The organism is Paraperlucidibaca wandonensis (assembly GCF_042677145.1).
GTDB lineage: Bacteria > Pseudomonadota > Gammaproteobacteria > Pseudomonadales > Moraxellaceae > Perlucidibaca > Perlucidibaca wandonensis.
In genome coordinates this window covers 1,173,822-1,189,048 of sequence record NZ_JBHTIT010000001.1, presented here as the reverse complement: position 1 = coordinate 1,189,048, position 15,227 = coordinate 1,173,822, and the positions used below count along the sequence as shown (strand labels likewise).

Sequence of the window (15,227 nt, the reverse complement as noted above, 5' to 3'; positions counted from 1 at the left end):
GACTTTTGTCTACCGTTTATCCACATTTGACGCACTAAGTATGACAACACTGGTCGGAGCTGGTGTAAAACCGTAAACTTCGCCCCATCTAAAATGCCCCGTGAGGTTCTCTATCGTGTCTGTCGATACCATTAAAGCACTGCAAGCCGACCATTTTGGTCGTTGGAAAAACCGTGAAGCCATTGCCGAATCGATGATTCCGCAGATTGGTAATTTACACCGTGAAAACAACGTCATCGTTACGGTATTTGGTCGCGCTTTAGTGAATCGCTCGGTGATTCAAATCCTCAAGTATCACCGTCGCGTGCGCATGATTGCTGGCGATTTGTCGGTGGTCGACACTTTCCCTATCTTGGAAATGGTAAAAAGCCTTGGTCTCGGTGCCTGCCAAGTTGATATTGGCAAAATCGCTATCGACTTCCGCGAACATGGCGCTGGTCAAGACCTGCGCGCCTTTGTTGAGAAAGCCGTTGCACCAGGCGTTGGCCTGAAGTCCTTAGGTGAGCCACGCGATGTCGTGCTTTATGGCTTTGGCCGTATCGGTCGTATTTTGGCGCGCTTGCTCATCGAGAAAGCCGGCAACGAAGGCGGCCTGCGTCTGCGTGCCATCGTGGTGCGTAAAACTACCGATGGCGACCTACAAAAACGTGCGTCCTTGCTGCGCCGTGATTCTATTCACGGCCCATTCGAAGGCACGATTTCGGTCGATGAAGAAAACGAAGCGATCATCGCCAACGGCAACTTCATTAAAGTCATCTATGGCAGCAACCCAGAAGATATCGATTACGCAGCTTATGGCATCAACAATGCCTTGCTCATTGATAACACTGGCAAGTTAAAGGACAGCGAAGGCCTTGGCCGTCACTTGAAATGCCCAGGCGTTGCTCGCGTGGTTCTTACCGCGCCAGCCAAAGGCGACATCAAAAACATCGTTTATGGCGTAAACAGCGACAGCATTACTGATGCCGACACCATTTTGTCTGCGGCTTCATGCACTACCAACGCCATCACACCGATATTGAAAGTGATGAACGATCAGTACGGCATTTCGTCTGGTCACGTTGAAACCGTGCACTCATTCACTAATGACCAAAACCTGATCGACAACTACCACCCGGCGGATCGTCGTGGTCGTTCGGCAGTATTGAACATGGTTATTACCGAAACTGGTGCCGCGAAAGCCGTTGCTAAAGCCTTGCCTGAGTTGCTGGGCAAGCTCACTGGCAATTCGATTCGCGTACCAACACCGAATGTGTCCATGGCTATTTTGAGCCTGACCTTAGATACAGCAGCAAGCCGCGAAGAGCTCAATGAGTTCTTGCGCAATGTCTCGCTGCATTCGAGCCTGCAAGAGCAAATCGACTTCACCAACTCAACCGAAGTCGTTTCGACCGACTTTATCGGTTCACGTTCGGCCGGTGTTTTTGATGCCCAAGCCACCATCGTTAACGGCAACCACGCCAATCTCTATGTCTGGTATGACAACGAGATGGGCTATAGCTGCCAGGTCATGCGCATTGCCGAGCAAATTGCTGGCGCGCACTACCTAACGTTGCCGCTAGAAGGTTAATCTAGTCGGACTGAGTGGAGGCATATACCTCCACTCAGCGTTTTATAAGGCCTTGCGCCTGTTGCTTTAGAACAATAAGTATCGGACCGTGCCACGCAAGGCGTGACGGTGAAGATTAGTCTTAGACGCGCTGGAATCCACCATGATTAAAATCAAACGAGGCCTCGACTTGCCTCTGTCTGGAGCGCCCAAGCAAGCCATTAGCCGTTCGCCTGCCGTTCGCTCAGTGGCCATTGTTGGTGCCGACTACCCTGGCTTACAGCCCACGATGCAAGTCGCCGAAGGCGATAGCGTTCGTTGTGGCCAAATTCTTTTCAGTGACAAAAAGAACGCTCAGGTCGTATTTACTGCCCCTGCCAGCGGTCGTGTGCGCGCAGTGAACCGCGGTGCTCGGCGTGTATTTTTATCACTGGTTATCGATATCGATCCAACAATCGATGATGTCGAAAAATTCACGGCGCACAGTGTTGATGCCTTGTCCTCATTGAGCGCGGAAGCTGTCACCGAGCAGCTGCGTGTTTCCGGCTTATGGACTGCGCTACGCACGCGACCATTCAGCAAGGTGCCAGTGCCAGGCACTACGCCATCGGCGCTATTTGTTAATGCCATGGATACCAACCCACATGCCGTACAGCCAGCGCTGGTCATCGCTGAAGATGAACCTGCCTTTGTTAATGGTCTGGCGGTGTTGGCTCGCTTAGGCGCACCAGTCATTGTTGCGAAAGCGCCGACAGATACTTTCAGCACCGGTAATGCCCGTGCTGAAACTTTCAGTGGTCCACACCCAGCAGGCCTAGTCGGCACGCATATGCACTTCGTTGCGCCAGTATCAGCGCAACGCCAAGCCTGGCATTTGAATTATCAAGATGTGATGGCGATTGGCCGTTTATTTGTCACGGGTTGCCTCGATAGCCAGCGCGTAATTGCTGTTGCCGGGCCAGTAGTGAAAGAGCCGCGCCTAATTCGCACCGTCGTTGGTGCCAACATCACTGAGATGCTCGATGGCGAACTCGTTGCTGGCGAAAACCGTAGCATTTCGGGCTCGGTATTGTCGGGTCGTCAGGTGCGTGGGGCTGAGGCTTACCTAGGTCGCTACCACTTGCAAGTGTCTGCATTAGAAGAAGGCCACGATCGTGAGCTGCTGCACTATGTGCGCCCCGGCACTCACCGCAGCTCAGTGCTGAACTTGTACCTAGGTAAGTTCTTAAAACGCGAATTTGCCTTCACCACGAGTACTAATGGCTCCGAGCGCGCCATGGTGCCAGTAGGCACCTATGAGGCACTAATGCCTTTGGATATTCTGCCAACTCAGCTTTTACGTAGTCTGATTGTTGGTGATGATGACCAAGCTATCGCCCTTGGCGCTCTCGAGCTAGATGAAGAAGACTTGGCGCTGTGCACCTATGCATGCCCAGGAAAATACGAATACGGTCCCATCCTTCGTGATGTTTTGACCCGCATTGAGAAGGAGGGTTAAGCCGTGAGTTGGGTAAAAAATAAACTCGAACAAATGGCGCCAGATTTCCAAAAAGGCGGCAAACACGAAAATTGGGCGGCGCTATTTGAGGCCGTAGACACCTTCTTTTATAGCCCGAAGCAAGTCACCCATTCAGCAGCGCACGTGCGCGACTCTATCGACTTGAAGCGCATCATGATTTTGGTGTGGATGGCAACATTCCCAGCCATGATCATCGGCATGTGGAATATCGGCAACCAGTCATTAACCGTACTTGGCAATGTGCCTGGCGGCACCCCTGATATGGCCGTTGATGCTTGGCGTGTCTGGTTGATCTCGCTGCTAGCGGGCTTCGATGCCACCAATCTCTGGCACTGCTTTATTTATGGCGCCACTTTCTTTGTGCCAATTTATCTGACCACATTCATTGTCGGCGGCTTCTGGGAAGTGTTGTTTGCGCAAAAGCGTGGCCATGAAGTCAACGAGGGTTTCTTCGTTACGTCCATCCTGTTTGCGCTGGTTTGCCCGCCGACTGTACCGCTCTGGCAAGTTGCTCTCGGCATCACCTTTGGTGTGGTTATTGCCAAAGAAGTCTTTGGTGGCACTGGCAAAAACTTCGTTAACCCGGCCTTGTCTGGTCGCGCATTCTTGTTCTTTGCTTATCCAGCGCAAATGTCTGGCGACACCGTCTGGACTGCTGTGAATCCAGCGCTTTGGGGGCAGGCTATCGATGGTTGGACTGGCGCTACTGCACTGGGTCAAGCCAAAGCTGCGGGCATTGAGGCGATTCAGCGCGTAGGTGATGGCGGCTTGCAAGCTATTACGTGGATCGATGCTTTCATCGGCAATATCCCCGGCTCCATGGGTGAAGTGTCGACCTTGGGCATCGCTATTGGCGCGGCGATTTTGCTGGCCACGCGAGTTGCCTCATTCCGCATCATGGGCGGTGTAATGATCGGCATGATCGCCACCACCTCGCTATTTAACGCTATTGGCTCCGATACCAACCCGATGTTTGCCGTGCCGTGGTACTGGCATTTAGTCCTCGGCGGCTTTGCTTTCGGTATGGTGTTTATGGCTACCGATCCGGTATCGGCGGCAATGACACATAAGGGCCGTTGGATTTTCGGCATTGTCGTTGGCGTCATGGTGGCACTGATTCGCATCGTCAACCCGGCCTATCCCGAGGGCATGATGTTGGCGATTCTGTTTGCTAATTTGACCGCTCCGCTGATCGATTATTTTGTAATGCAGTCCAATATTAAGCGGAGGATCGCGCGCAATGGCTAATGAATCTCAGCTAAAAACCATCACCGTCGCGATCGTGTTGTCGGTGGTTTGTTCGGTGGCGCTAGCGGCAGCAGTGACCTTGCTCAAGCCCATCCAGCTTAAAAACCAAGCGCTCGATAAGCAACGCAAGATTTTGGCCGCTGCTGGTGTCTTGGCCGAGGGTCAAGGCGATGCCGCCGAAGTCGGTACGGAGTTTAAAAAGTTCGAGCGCTATCTAGTCGACCTGAATACTGGCGCCTACAGTCGTATTGAGCTCGATGACCGCTACGACCAGCGCAAAGCAACTAAGCAGCCTGAAAGCTCAATGCAGTTAGTCGGTGAGCAAGATGTGGCAGATATTAAGCGTCGTGCTGAAAAAGCCGACGTCTATGTGCTGCGTGATGAGCAAGGCCAGCTTCAGCGTTTAATACTACCAGTCTCAGGCTATGGCCTGTGGTCGACTATGTATGGCTATTTGGTGCTTGAAAAAGACGCCAATACGGTTGCAGGCATTACCTTTACTGATCAAGCCGAAACACCGGGCCTTGGCGGCGAAATTGATAATCCGAAGTGGCAGGCTCAATGGGTCGGCAAGCATGTTTATGGGCCTGAAGGGCAACCACGCTTACATCTGAAAAAAGGCGGAGTAGATCCCGCCAAGCCAGGTGCTGAGTACCAAATTGATGCTTTGTCTGGTGCCACGCTGACCAGTAATGGCGTTAGCAATATGGTGGAATTTTGGATGGGCGACTTAGGTTTTAAAGCGTTCCTAAGTAAAGTCCGCGAGTCAGGAGTGTAATCATGTCCGATCAAGTCCCGGTCAAATCGATTTTATTAGGCCCTATCCTCAATACCAACCCGGTGATTTTTCAGGTGTTGGGCATCTGCTCGGCGCTAGCAGTTACTTCCAATATGAACACCGCTTTAGCGATGTCGATTGGTCTAACGGCAGTGGCCGCGTTTTCTAGCCTTTTTGTCTCGATGATCCGCAGTGTCATTCCAAACTCCATTCGCATTATTGTGCAGATGGTGATTGTTGCGACCTTGGTGATTATTGTGGATCAAGTTTTGCGCGCCTTTGCTCCCGGCATTGCCAAGCAAATGTCGGTGTTTGTTGGTTTGATTATCACCAACTGCATCGTCATGGGTCGCCTAGAAGCCTTCGCCATGAAAAACCCACCCACGTTGAGCTTTATCGACGGCATAGGTAACGGTCTAGGCTATTCCGCGCTACTCATGCTGGTGGCCTTGATTCGTGAAGTTTTGGGCTCAGGCACATTCTTCGGTCTCACCGTGCTGCCAACAGTAAGCAATGGTGGCTGGTATGTCCCCAATGGCTTGCTATTACTGCCGCCATCGGCATTTTTCTTGATCGGCTTGATCATCTGGGCGCTGCGCTCCTGGAAAACTGAGCAACAAGAAAGCACCGAATTCCGTATCGCGCCCAATACGCGCGCGACGCCGACACACTAAGGTAGGAGAGAGATTATGTTGGAGCATTACCTTAGTCTGTTTGTGCGTGCAGTGTTCATTGAGAACATGGCGCTGGCATTTTTCCTGGGCATGTGTACTTTTTTAGCGATATCGAAAAAAGTTACTACAGCGTTCTCTTTAGGCATGGCTGTGGTGGTGGTGCAAACCATCACTGTGCCAGTCAACAACTTGATGTGGCAGTACTTTCTGAAAGAAGGCGGGCTGCAGTGGACAGGTCTAGAAGGCGCCAGTGCTATTGATTTGAGCTTCTTATCGCTGCTCACGTATATCTGCACGATCGCTGCCATGGTTCAGGTCATTGAGATGGCGTGCGATAAATATCTGCCGGCGCTGTACAACGCGCTTGGCATTTATCTGCCATTGATTACAGTGAACTGCGCCATTTTAGGTGGCTCTTTGTTCATGCAAGAGCGTGACTATAACCTACCGGAATCGGTGGTTTATGGTGTTGGCTCGGGCGTGTCATGGGCGTTGGCCATTGTGCTATTGGCGGCAATTCGCGAAAAGCTCAAATACAGCGATGTGCCCGGCGGCATGCAAGGCCTTGGCATCACCTTCATCTCGGTAGGACTAATGGCTCTTGGCTTTATGTCCTTCTCCGGCATTCAACTTTAAGGAGGCAGCATTATGTCCACACCAATGGTCATTGTCCTCTCGATGGTGATGTTCACCGGCACAGTCTTGCTGCTGGTGCTATTTATTTTGGCTGCGCGCTCGCGCTTGGTATCGACCGGCGCAGTGTCTATCGACATTAATGAAGACCCTGAAAAGCGCTTAGAGGTTAATAGCGGCAACAAGCTTTTACAGGCATTGGCGGATCAGAAGATTTTCTTATCCTCAGCCTGCGGCGGTGGTGGCACTTGTGGCCAGTGTCGCGTGCGCGTGAAGTCTGGCGGTGGCGATATTTTGCCAACAGAAGAGCCACATTTTACCAAAGGCGAGATTAAAGAAGGCTGGCGCTTGGGCTGCCAGTTACAAATCAAGCAAGATATGGAAATTGAGCTCGACGAAGCTTTCTTCGGTGTTAAGCGCTGGGAATGTGAAGTTGTTTCTAACGATAACGTAGCAACATTTATCAAAGAGTTAGTGCTGAAACTGCCTGAAGGTGAGGATGTAAACTTCCGCGCCGGTGGCTATGTGCAGTTAGAAATCCCACCTTACGAATGCAACTATAGCGACATGGATATTTCTGATGAGTACCGCGCTGATTGGGAGAAATTTGGTCTGCTTAAAGTGAAGTCGAAAGTCGAAGACACGACCATTCGCGCTTACTCGATGGCGAACTACCCCGATGAGAAAGGCGTTCTGAAGTTCAATATTCGAATTGCTACGCCGCCATTGCGCCAGCTCGATGAAATCCCTGCAGGTAAAATGTCGTCCTATGTGTTCTCACGCAAACCTGGCGATAAAATCACTGTATTTGGGCCGTTCGGCGAGTTCTACGCGAAGAAAACCGAAGCTGAGATGATCTTTATTGGTGGCGGTGCCGGCATGGCGCCGATGCGCTCGCATTTATTTGATCAACTTAAGCGCTTAAACAGCCAGCGTAAAATTAGCTTCTGGTATGGTGCGCGCTCCTTACGTGAAACATTCTATGTCGATGAATACGACAAGCTGGCGGCAGAAAACCCCAATTTCGAATGGCATTTGGCTCTTTCTGAACCACAGCCAGAAGATAACTGGACAGGGTATTCAGGCTTTATCCATCAGGTCTTGCTTGAGAACTACCTGAAGGATCATCCAGCGCCAGAAGATTGCGAATTTTACATGTGTGGCCCACCCATGATGAACGCCGCCGTGATCAAAATGCTCGAAGACTTAGGTGTCGATCGAGAAAATATCTTGCTCGACGACTTCGGAGGTTAATGTGCAGCAGGCTCATCGCGCGCTATTTATTGGGATGAGCCTTGCGCTCAGCATGACGTTGGCTGCTTGCCAGCCGGCAGCTGCGCCAGAATCGAGTGTTAAAGAGGCCATGGCATCGACCATTCGTGTCTCTGGCGTTGCTTATCGCTCAATGGCCTGGCAGGTCAGCTTAGCGGCATTACCGGCGAACATGAGCAATGAGCAACTTCAAGCTGCTTTGCAAAAGCGCTTAGATGCGGTCAATGATGTGCTTTCGACTTATCAGCCAACAACTGAGCTTATGCGTTTTAACCGTGCCAGCGTTGGCAGCTGGCACGATATCAGCCCACCTTTGCAGCATGCGCTAAGCCGTGCGCTGCAAGTTAGCGCGCAGATGACATCGCTTTCAGCGGCAGCTAATGCCTACGATATTACGGTTGCGCCTTTAGTGAACCTCTGGGGTTTCGGTGCGGCAGGTAAAGCAACGACTGTGCCGTCAGATGCAGCCATTGCCCAAGCTAGAGCCAATGTTGGTTGGCAGTTTGTGCAGCTTGAGAGCAAGCTTAATCGCGCGCAAAAGCTCAAAGCCGTCAGTATCGATTTATCATCGGTAGGTGAGGGTGCTGCTGTCGATGAACTCAGCGCCGCCTTGCAAGAGCTTGGCATAAGTGATTACCTGATCAGTGTTGCTGGTACGCTCAAAGCCCGTGGTCAGCGCGCAGATGGCTCGGCTTGGCGCATTGCCATTGAGCGCCCCGATGGCAGCGGTAATGCTGAGCAGCTGGTTACTTTAGGTGATGGTTCGCTGTCGACTTCGGGCTCTTATCGCAACTTTTTCGAGCGTAATAGCGTGCGCTACTCGCACACTATTGATGCCCGTACAGGTAAGCCAATTACCCATAGCGGTGTGTCAGTAACGGTGATTTCGCCAGTGGCCACCGATGCCACTTTGGCTGATGCTTGGGCCACTGCGCTTAATGTATTGGCACCCGATGTTGCTCTGTCAGTCGCTGACACTTTAGGTTTAGCAATCTATGTTATTGAGCGCAAGGGTGACAGTTTTGTTGCTCGCCACTCGGCAGCATTCAAAGAGTATTTGCCGGTCGCGAGTGGCACTGGAGACGAATAAATGTTGAGCTTATTTTTGATTAGTTTTGTCGTTATTGTGCTGGTTGTGGTCGGTATGGCCGTTGGCGTGATGGGCGGTCGCGAACCCATTAAGGGCTCGTGTGGCGGCTTAAACCGTTTGGGCATGCGCGATGGCGAGTGCCCAATATGCGGCGATAACCCTGCTCTGTGTGAGACTGAGCCCGCCGCGCGCACTATCACTAAGACTGCTGCTGAGCTAGGCCGTCCGGCGCGCTAAATGCTCAGCCGGCCTAGCCAAATATCCTTGTACATCACGAAGTCGCCCATAAAGCTGTAGAACGGATACTTAAAAGTCGCGGGGCGATTTTTCTCGTAAACGTAGTGGCCGACCCAGGCAAAGCCATAGCCAATCACTGGAAATGCCCAAAGCCATACCCAATTGCCAGTAATCAGCACTGCAACCAGCAAAGCAAGCACTAGCGATGTGCCAATAAAGTGCAGGCGGCGGCAAGTCTTATTGCTATGTTCTTGTAAATAAAACGGATAAAACTCGCGAAAGCTAGTGAACCGTGCCTCACTCATGTTCCATCTCCTCGTTGATTACTAACGCTGTTGTAACCCACGCAACTTGCCTTGCCAAGCCAAATAAGCCTGCGATGACTGTTTTCGTCAGCGAAAATGTCGTCTTCCGTCATTGCATGCAAGTCCAAAGCGTCCGACAGTCGGTATCACGCCAATGACTATGAAGTCATTGGGTGTTTTTTTTCATACAACGAGGACATTCCACCATGACGGAAGCCCTGATTTTTGATGCCGTACGCACTCCGCGTGGCAAAGGTAAGAAAGACGGTTCATTACACACGACCAAGCCAGTCGACCTAGTCGTTGGTTTGATGAAAGCCTTGGAAGCCCGTAACGGCGCCGAATTTGTAAACTATGTCGATGACGTAGTGCTCGGTTGCGTAACACCCGTTGGCGATCAAGGTGCCGACGTTGCAAAAACATCAGCATTGGCCGCACATTGGCCGCACGAAACAGCCGGCGTACAGCTCAATCGTTTCTGTGCTTCAGGTCTTGAAGCAGTAAACATCGGTGCGATGAAAGTGCGCTCGGGCTTTGAAGATCTAGTCGTCGTTGGCGGTGTTGAGTGCATGTCACGCATCCCCATGGGTTCTGATGGCGGCGCCTGGGCGATGGATCCAGCGATCAACTTAGAAACTGGTTTCGTGCCACAGGGCATTGGCGCCGACTTGATCGCCACACTCGAAGGCTTTAGCCGTACTGATATCGACACATTTGCTGTCGAATCACAAAAGCGTGCGGCGAATGCTCGTGCAAAGGGCTATTTTAAAGGCTCCGTAGTGCCAGTTAAAGACATGAACGGCCTCGATATTTTGGTCGAAGATGAGTTCATCAAGCCTGACTCCACAGTAGAGAAACTGGCCGGCCTGCAACCATCATTCATGATGATGGGCGAAATGGGCGGCTTCAACGCCGTGGCATTGCAGAAGTACCACTGGGTCGAAAAAATCGATCACGTGCACACTGCAGCCAATTCATCAGGCATTGTCGATGGCGCAGCCCTCATGCTCATTGGCAACGAAGCCACTGGCAAAAAGCTTGGTTTGACTCCACGTGCACGCATTATCGCAACAGCGGTTAGCGGCGCCGACCCCACCATTATGCTTACTGGTCCAGCACCAGCTGCACGCAAAGCCTTGGCGAAAGCTGGCTTAACGGCTGCAGACATCGATCTGTGGGAAATCAACGAAGCTTTCGCGGCCGTTGCCATGCGCTTTATGAAAGACATGGACATTTCGCACGACATCACCAACGTCAATGGCGGCGCGATTGCCATGGGTCACCCACTGGGTGCAACCGGCTGCATGATCGTTAGCACTTTGCTAGATGAGCTGGAGCGTCGTGGTCTGAAGCGCGGCTTGGCCACGCTTTGCGTCGGCGGCGGCATGGGTATTGCCACCATCATCGAGCGCGTGTAATCCACGGTCTATGACTTTTAGCGCGCCGATATTTAGCCGGCCCGCCACACATTATTGAGAGAACGATTATGAGCCAGAGCTCCATTCGCTGGGAAAAAGATGCCGACAATATTGTCATCTTGACCATGGACGACCCTAACCAGTCGGCCAACACCATGAACGCCCTGTACCAAAAATCCATGGGTGAAGCTGTCGATCGCCTGATCGCTGAGAAAGCCGACATCGCTGGCGTTATTTTAACTTCAGCGAAAAAAACCTTTTTCGCCGGCGGTGACTTACGCCTTCTAATTCAAGCCACACCAGCTGATGCGCCCAAGCTTGCGGCTGAGTTGAAAGAAATGCATCGTCAACTACGCGGCCTAGAAACTTTAGGTAAGCCTGTTGTCGCAGCAATGAACGGCACAGCATTGGGCGGCGGTTTAGAAATCGCTTTGGCATGTCACCATCGCGTAGCGATCGGTGGCACTAAAGCAGAGTTCGGCTTGCCAGAAGTATCGCTAGGCCTATTGCCTGGTGGCGGTGGTCTAACACGCGTCACACGCATGCTTGGCATCCAAAACGCCTTAATGAGCGTGCTCATGCAAGGTCCACGCATGAAGGCTGAGAAAGCTCAATCGACTGGCCTGATCGATGAGTTGGCAAGCGATGCCGATGACATGCTGGCAAAAGCACGTGCCTGGATTAAAGCTAATCCAAGTGCGCAACAGCCTTGGGACAAATCGGGCTACAAAATGCCCGGCGGTACGCCTTCAACGCCTGCTTTGGCAATGAACTTACCTGCCTTCCCAGCAAACCTGCGTAAGCAAACCAAAAATGCTAACTACCCAGCCCCGAAAGCCATCATGTCGGCCGTGGTTGAAGGCGCACAAGTTGATTTTGACAACGCTCTGAAAATTGAGTCGCGTTATTTCATCAAGCTCGCTACTGGCAAACAAGCGAAGAACCAGATCAAAGCCTTCTTCTTCGACTTACAGAAGATCAATGGTGGCGGTTCACGTCCAAGCAAAGAAACTTATCCTGTCTGGAAGGCCAAGAAAGTCGGTATTTTGGGCGCTGGCATGATGGGTCAGGGCATTGCTTATGTTTCAGCAATGGTCGGCATTGAAGTGGTGTTGTTAGACCAAACTTCGGAAGCGGCTGAGCGCGGCAAAGCCTACACCAAGGGTTTGCTCGACAAACGTGTTAGCAAAGGCCGTATGACTGCCGAGAAAGCAGCAGCAACACTAGCCTTGATCAGCACCACCGATAGCCACACCGATCTCGCCGGCTGCGACATCGTCGTTGAAGCTGTGTTTGAAGATCGTGCCATCAAAGCCAAGGCTACTGAGTTGGCCGAAGCCAATGCGCTGCCTGACTTCCTGATGTGCTCGAACACCTCAACATTGCCCATCACCGGTTTGGCGAAAGCCTCGAAAAAGCCAGCCAATTATATTGGTCTGCACTTCTTCTCGCCGGTCGACAAAATGCCATTGGTGGAAATCATCCGTGGTGATGAAACTTCCGATGCCGCTTTGGCCAAAGCCTTCGATTTCGTTCTGCAAATTCGCAAAACACCAATCGTGGTTAATGACTCACGCGGCTTCTTCACCTCACGCGTGTTCGGTACTTTCATCATGGAAGGTATCGCCATGCTCGGCGAAGGCTATCACCCAATCAGCATCGAGCAAGCCGCTGCACAAGCCGGCATGCCTGTTGGTCCTTTGGCCATCACCGATGAAGTCAGCTTGGACCTAGGTCGCAAAGTGCGCACTCAGACCATCAAAGACTTGGCGGAAGAGGGCAAAACATTGCCAGATCATCCGGCCGATCCGATTAACGATCGCATGATGGATGAGTTCGGCCGCTTCGGTAAGAAAGCCGGTAAAGGCTTCTACGACTACCCAGAAGGCGGCAAAAAAGTTATCTGGCCAGGCTTGGTTGAGCACTTCACTAAGGCAGACAAAATCGCCATTGGTGACGTTGAGTTCGAAGAGCTGCAAGCACGTCTACTCTATCGCCAAGCCATTGAGTCGGCTCGCTGCTTCGAAGAAGGTGTATTGACATCAGTTGCTGACGCTAACATCGGCTCGGTGTTCGGTATCGGCATGGCGCCATGGACTGGTGGCGTGTTGCAGTACATCAACTACGTTGGTGTGGCTGAGTTTGTTGAGCGTGCAGATGCGTTTGCGGCCAAGTTTGGCGAGCGCTTTACACCACCGCAATTGCTGCGCGACATGGCCGCTAGCGGCAAAACATTCGAGTAATTTACTCGCGGTGTTAAAAGTGTGAAGTTTGAGCATTCACGCTGAATGAAAAAGACCCGGTGCCTTCAAAGCTCGGGTCTTTTTCTTTGTCCGCGCGATGGCTTTGGCGTAAGCTAGGACACTTGAATAACAAGACGACTTGCCCGCTGAGCAGAGGCCGATGACCGATTCGCAGAAGACAACATCATTAAGTGAGGCAATCCCAGTCATTGCCCCAGCACGCGAATTCACTATCGATGAGCTATCGCAGACGGCTGGTATGACCGTGCGTAATGTTCGCGCGTATCAAGACAAAGGCTTGATTCCACCGCCTGAGATTCGCGGCCGCACCGGTATTTACAGCGATGCGCATTTAGCACGACTACGTGTAATTGGCCCTTTATTAGCTCGAGGCTATAGCCTCGGCAATATTGCCGAGCTGATCGACGCATGGGAAAAAGGTCATGATCTACGCCAGCTGCTAGGCCTAGAGCAGGCAATCACCTCGCCATGGTCTGAAGATGTGCCGGCGTATTACGAGCTTAGCGAGTTAATGGCGTTTTTCCCTCGCCAAATGAGCCCAGAAGCGCTAGCCAAAGCAGCCAGCTTAAAACTCATCATGATCGATGGGCCACGCTTTAAAGTGCCCAGTCCTCGCCTATTTAATGCCGGTGTTGAGTTGGCTAAACTAGGCGTGCCTTTGATGGACTTGCTAGATATTTTGGCCGGCGTGCGCGCCAATGTGGAGCAGGTCGCCAACGCTTTACTGCAGCTTGTGGTGCGTCATGTCTTTGAGCCGCAAGGTAATAAAGCCATGCCCGCAGCCAGCGAAATACCGCATATGGCTGATGTGATTTGGCGATTGCGGCCAATCGCCGACATGGCTGTAGCAGCAGAAGTTTCTGCCGCCATGGAAAAAGCCACGCAACGCTATTTAGGCGAGCGTATGGATGCCTTACTCGCCACATTGAAAGATAGCGAGAAACGAAAAGGCTGACCAATGACCTTGGGTTTTTTGTTGTTATGTTGTAAACCGTATGTATACCGCGTGATGAGTTTCGGCTAATCTTGCGCCAGAATTTTGTATTTACCTGATTTTCCATGAGGATTCGCCATGACTACATCGTTTAAATCTGCATATCTTGTGCGTGGTGCGATTGCCGCCGCCGTTTTGGCTGCGACAGGCACTGCCTTTGCTGCTGAAGAAGAAACAGGCAGCTCTTACGATAATTACGTCTACTTTGGTGGCTTCTACCTCAGCGCAGACAAAGATCGCACAAACACGAAAAAGTCCGGCGACAGCTTCGGTTATCAAGCAGGTGTTGGTCAGCGCTTAACAGACAACTTGTGGGTTGAAGGTCAGTTCTTCGGTGACACCATCGAAACAGGTACCAGTAATGGTACTGATTACTATCAAACTGGCTTAGGTGTTGATCTTCAATACGCCTTTGGCCAACGCTCTGAGTTCACTCCTTACCTGTTGGCAGGTATTGGTGGCGTTTATAACGACGTGCCAGGCCGCGACAAAATTACCCCATACGTCAACGTTGGTGCTGGTTTTACCAAAAGCCTATTTGGCCTAGATGCACTGCGTCTTCGTGGCGAATTGCGCGCTGTGTATGACGATTACAGCGAAGGCAGCACTAGCACAGACGGCAAAATCGATTACCGCGCTGGCCTAGGTCTTGAAATGGCCATTGGCAACCGCGAACCAGAAGTTGTTATCAAAGAAGTGCCAGTTGAGAAGATTGTTATCAAAGAAGTGCCAGTTGAGCGCGTTGTTATTCAAGAAGTGGCTCCTGAGCCAGTTAGTGTTGATGACGATGGCGATGGCGTGATCAATTCTTCCGATAAGTGCCCTAACACACCTGCTGGCGCTAAAGTTGATGGCAATGGCTGCGTTGTTGAGCAAACCTTGGTGATGCGCGATATCACGTTTGAATTTGACTCTGCTCGTTTGACTACAAACGCTCAGCGCTTGATGGAAAATGCCGTTGCATTCTTGCGCTCAGATAGCTCCGCTCGCATCACTGTTGCTGGTCACACCGACAGCCGCGGTAGCGATTCTTACAACCTGAAATTGTCACGTGATCGTGCCAATGAAGTGCGTGATTACTTAGTTGGCTATGGTATCGAAGCTAACCGTCTGCAAGCAGTTGGCTACGGCGAAACTCGCCCAGTTGCTAGCAACGACAATGAGTCCGGCCGTGAGCTGAACCGCCGTGTAGAGTTCCGCATCCAAAAGTAAGGGTGTCACTCGCAAAATAAGAAAGGGTCCTTCG

At 51.6% G+C, this 15,227-nt stretch carries 14 protein-coding genes; 13 read left to right on the top strand and 1 reads right to left on the bottom strand.

What is annotated here, in order from left to right:
• Positions 1-115 precede the first annotated feature (115 nt).
• The 9 genes from ACFQ0F_RS05535 (at position 116) to nqrM (ending at position 9,000) form a co-directional block, all read left to right on the top strand.
• Complete coding sequence (locus ACFQ0F_RS05535; protein WP_340676393.1) at positions 116-1,570, top strand: glyceraldehyde-3-phosphate dehydrogenase; 1,455 nt, start codon at positions 116-118, stop codon at positions 1,568-1,570.
• Between the two features lie 142 nt (positions 1,571-1,712).
• Positions 1,713-3,047 carry a Na(+)-translocating NADH-quinone reductase subunit A gene (locus ACFQ0F_RS05530; RefSeq protein ID WP_379069900.1) on the top strand — a complete coding sequence of 445 codons (1,335 nt, stop codon included), beginning with the start codon at positions 1,713-1,715 and terminating at the stop codon, positions 3,045-3,047.
• Between the two features lie 3 nt (positions 3,048-3,050).
• Positions 3,051-4,316 carry an NADH:ubiquinone reductase (Na(+)-transporting) subunit B gene (locus ACFQ0F_RS05525; protein WP_379069897.1) on the top strand — a complete coding sequence of 422 codons (1,266 nt, stop codon included), beginning with the start codon at positions 3,051-3,053 and terminating at the stop codon, positions 4,314-4,316.
• Positions 4,309-5,094, top strand: a complete 786-nt coding sequence (locus ACFQ0F_RS05520) for a Na(+)-translocating NADH-quinone reductase subunit C (protein WP_340676396.1) — start codon at positions 4,309-4,311, stop codon at positions 5,092-5,094. Before ACFQ0F_RS05525 ends, ACFQ0F_RS05520 begins: the two co-directional genes overlap by 8 nt.
• A 2-nt stretch (positions 5,095-5,096) precedes the next feature.
• Positions 5,097-5,768, top strand: a complete 672-nt coding sequence (locus tag ACFQ0F_RS05515; protein ID WP_379069894.1) for an NADH:ubiquinone reductase (Na(+)-transporting) subunit D — start codon at positions 5,097-5,099, stop codon at positions 5,766-5,768.
• 18 nt (positions 5,769-5,786) lie between these two features.
• Positions 5,787-6,404, top strand: coding sequence for an NADH:ubiquinone reductase (Na(+)-transporting) subunit E (gene nqrE, locus ACFQ0F_RS05510; protein ID WP_340676505.1), 618 nt, complete (start codon positions 5,787-5,789; stop codon positions 6,402-6,404).
• Positions 6,405-6,416: 12 nt separating this feature from the next.
• On the top strand, positions 6,417-7,655 hold the full coding sequence (gene nqrF / locus ACFQ0F_RS05505) for an NADH:ubiquinone reductase (Na(+)-transporting) subunit F (RefSeq protein WP_340676398.1): 1,239 nt from the start codon (positions 6,417-6,419) through the stop codon (positions 7,653-7,655).
• A gap of 1 nt (position 7,656) precedes the next feature.
• Positions 7,657-8,763, top strand: a complete 1,107-nt coding sequence (locus ACFQ0F_RS05500) for an FAD:protein FMN transferase (RefSeq protein WP_379069891.1) — start codon at positions 7,657-7,659, stop codon at positions 8,761-8,763.
• Positions 8,764-9,000, top strand: a complete 237-nt coding sequence (nqrM, locus tag ACFQ0F_RS05495; protein WP_340676400.1) for a (Na+)-NQR maturation NqrM — start codon at positions 8,764-8,766, stop codon at positions 8,998-9,000.
• On the opposite strand, the gene ACFQ0F_RS05490 is transcribed toward nqrM, so the two are convergent.
• Positions 8,997-9,305 (bottom strand): DUF962 domain-containing protein, encoded by a 309-nt coding sequence (locus tag ACFQ0F_RS05490; protein WP_340676401.1) that lies wholly within the window; start codon positions 9,303-9,305, stop codon positions 8,997-8,999. The genes nqrM and ACFQ0F_RS05490 overlap by 4 nt on opposite strands.
• A 206-nt stretch (positions 9,306-9,511) precedes the next feature.
• Between ACFQ0F_RS05490 and ACFQ0F_RS05485 the strand changes: the two genes are divergently transcribed.
• The 4 genes from ACFQ0F_RS05485 to ACFQ0F_RS05470 all read left to right on the top strand — a co-directional run bounded on the left by ACFQ0F_RS05485 (position 9,512) and on the right by ACFQ0F_RS05470 (position 15,193).
• A complete protein-coding gene (locus tag ACFQ0F_RS05485; RefSeq protein WP_340676402.1) occupies positions 9,512-10,723 on the top strand; it encodes an acetyl-CoA C-acetyltransferase in 1,212 nt (403 codons plus the stop codon).
• A 68-nt stretch (positions 10,724-10,791) separates the two neighbouring features.
• A complete protein-coding gene (locus tag ACFQ0F_RS05480) occupies positions 10,792-12,966 on the top strand; it encodes a 3-hydroxyacyl-CoA dehydrogenase NAD-binding domain-containing protein (RefSeq protein WP_379069886.1) in 2,175 nt (724 codons plus the stop codon).
• A 160-nt stretch (positions 12,967-13,126) separates the two neighbouring features.
• Complete coding sequence (locus ACFQ0F_RS05475; protein WP_340676404.1) at positions 13,127-13,942, top strand: MerR family transcriptional regulator; 816 nt, start codon at positions 13,127-13,129, stop codon at positions 13,940-13,942.
• 117 nt (positions 13,943-14,059) lie between these two features.
• Positions 14,060-15,193, top strand: a complete 1,134-nt coding sequence (locus ACFQ0F_RS05470) for an OmpA family protein (protein WP_379069883.1) — start codon at positions 14,060-14,062, stop codon at positions 15,191-15,193.
• Positions 15,194-15,227: the final 34 nt, after the last annotated feature.

Excerpts from the sequence above, each read along its gene's own strand:
- ACFQ0F_RS05480 (WP_379069886.1), top strand. The coding sequence starts at position 10,792 with ATGAGCCAGAGCTCCATTCGCTGGGAAAAAGATGCCGACAATATTGTC.
- ACFQ0F_RS05530 (WP_379069900.1), top strand. The coding sequence starts at position 1,713 with ATGATTAAAATCAAACGAGGCCTCGACTTGCCTCTGTCTGGAGCGCCC.
- ACFQ0F_RS05515 (WP_379069894.1), top strand. The coding sequence starts at position 5,097 with ATGTCCGATCAAGTCCCGGTCAAATCGATTTTATTAGGCCCTATCCTC.
- ACFQ0F_RS05520 (WP_340676396.1), top strand. The coding sequence starts at position 4,309 with ATGGCTAATGAATCTCAGCTAAAAACCATCACCGTCGCGATCGTGTTG.
- ACFQ0F_RS05490 (WP_340676401.1), bottom strand. The coding sequence starts at position 9,305 with ATGAGTGAGGCACGGTTCACTAGCTTTCGCGAGTTTTATCCGTTTTAT.
- nqrF (WP_340676398.1), top strand. The coding sequence starts at position 6,417 with ATGTCCACACCAATGGTCATTGTCCTCTCGATGGTGATGTTCACCGGC.
- nqrM (WP_340676400.1), top strand. The coding sequence starts at position 8,764 with ATGTTGAGCTTATTTTTGATTAGTTTTGTCGTTATTGTGCTGGTTGTG.
- ACFQ0F_RS05485 (WP_340676402.1), top strand. The coding sequence starts at position 9,512 with ATGACGGAAGCCCTGATTTTTGATGCCGTACGCACTCCGCGTGGCAAA.
- ACFQ0F_RS05470 (WP_379069883.1), top strand. The coding sequence starts at position 14,060 with ATGACTACATCGTTTAAATCTGCATATCTTGTGCGTGGTGCGATTGCC.
- ACFQ0F_RS05475 (WP_340676404.1), top strand. The coding sequence starts at position 13,127 with ATGACCGATTCGCAGAAGACAACATCATTAAGTGAGGCAATCCCAGTC.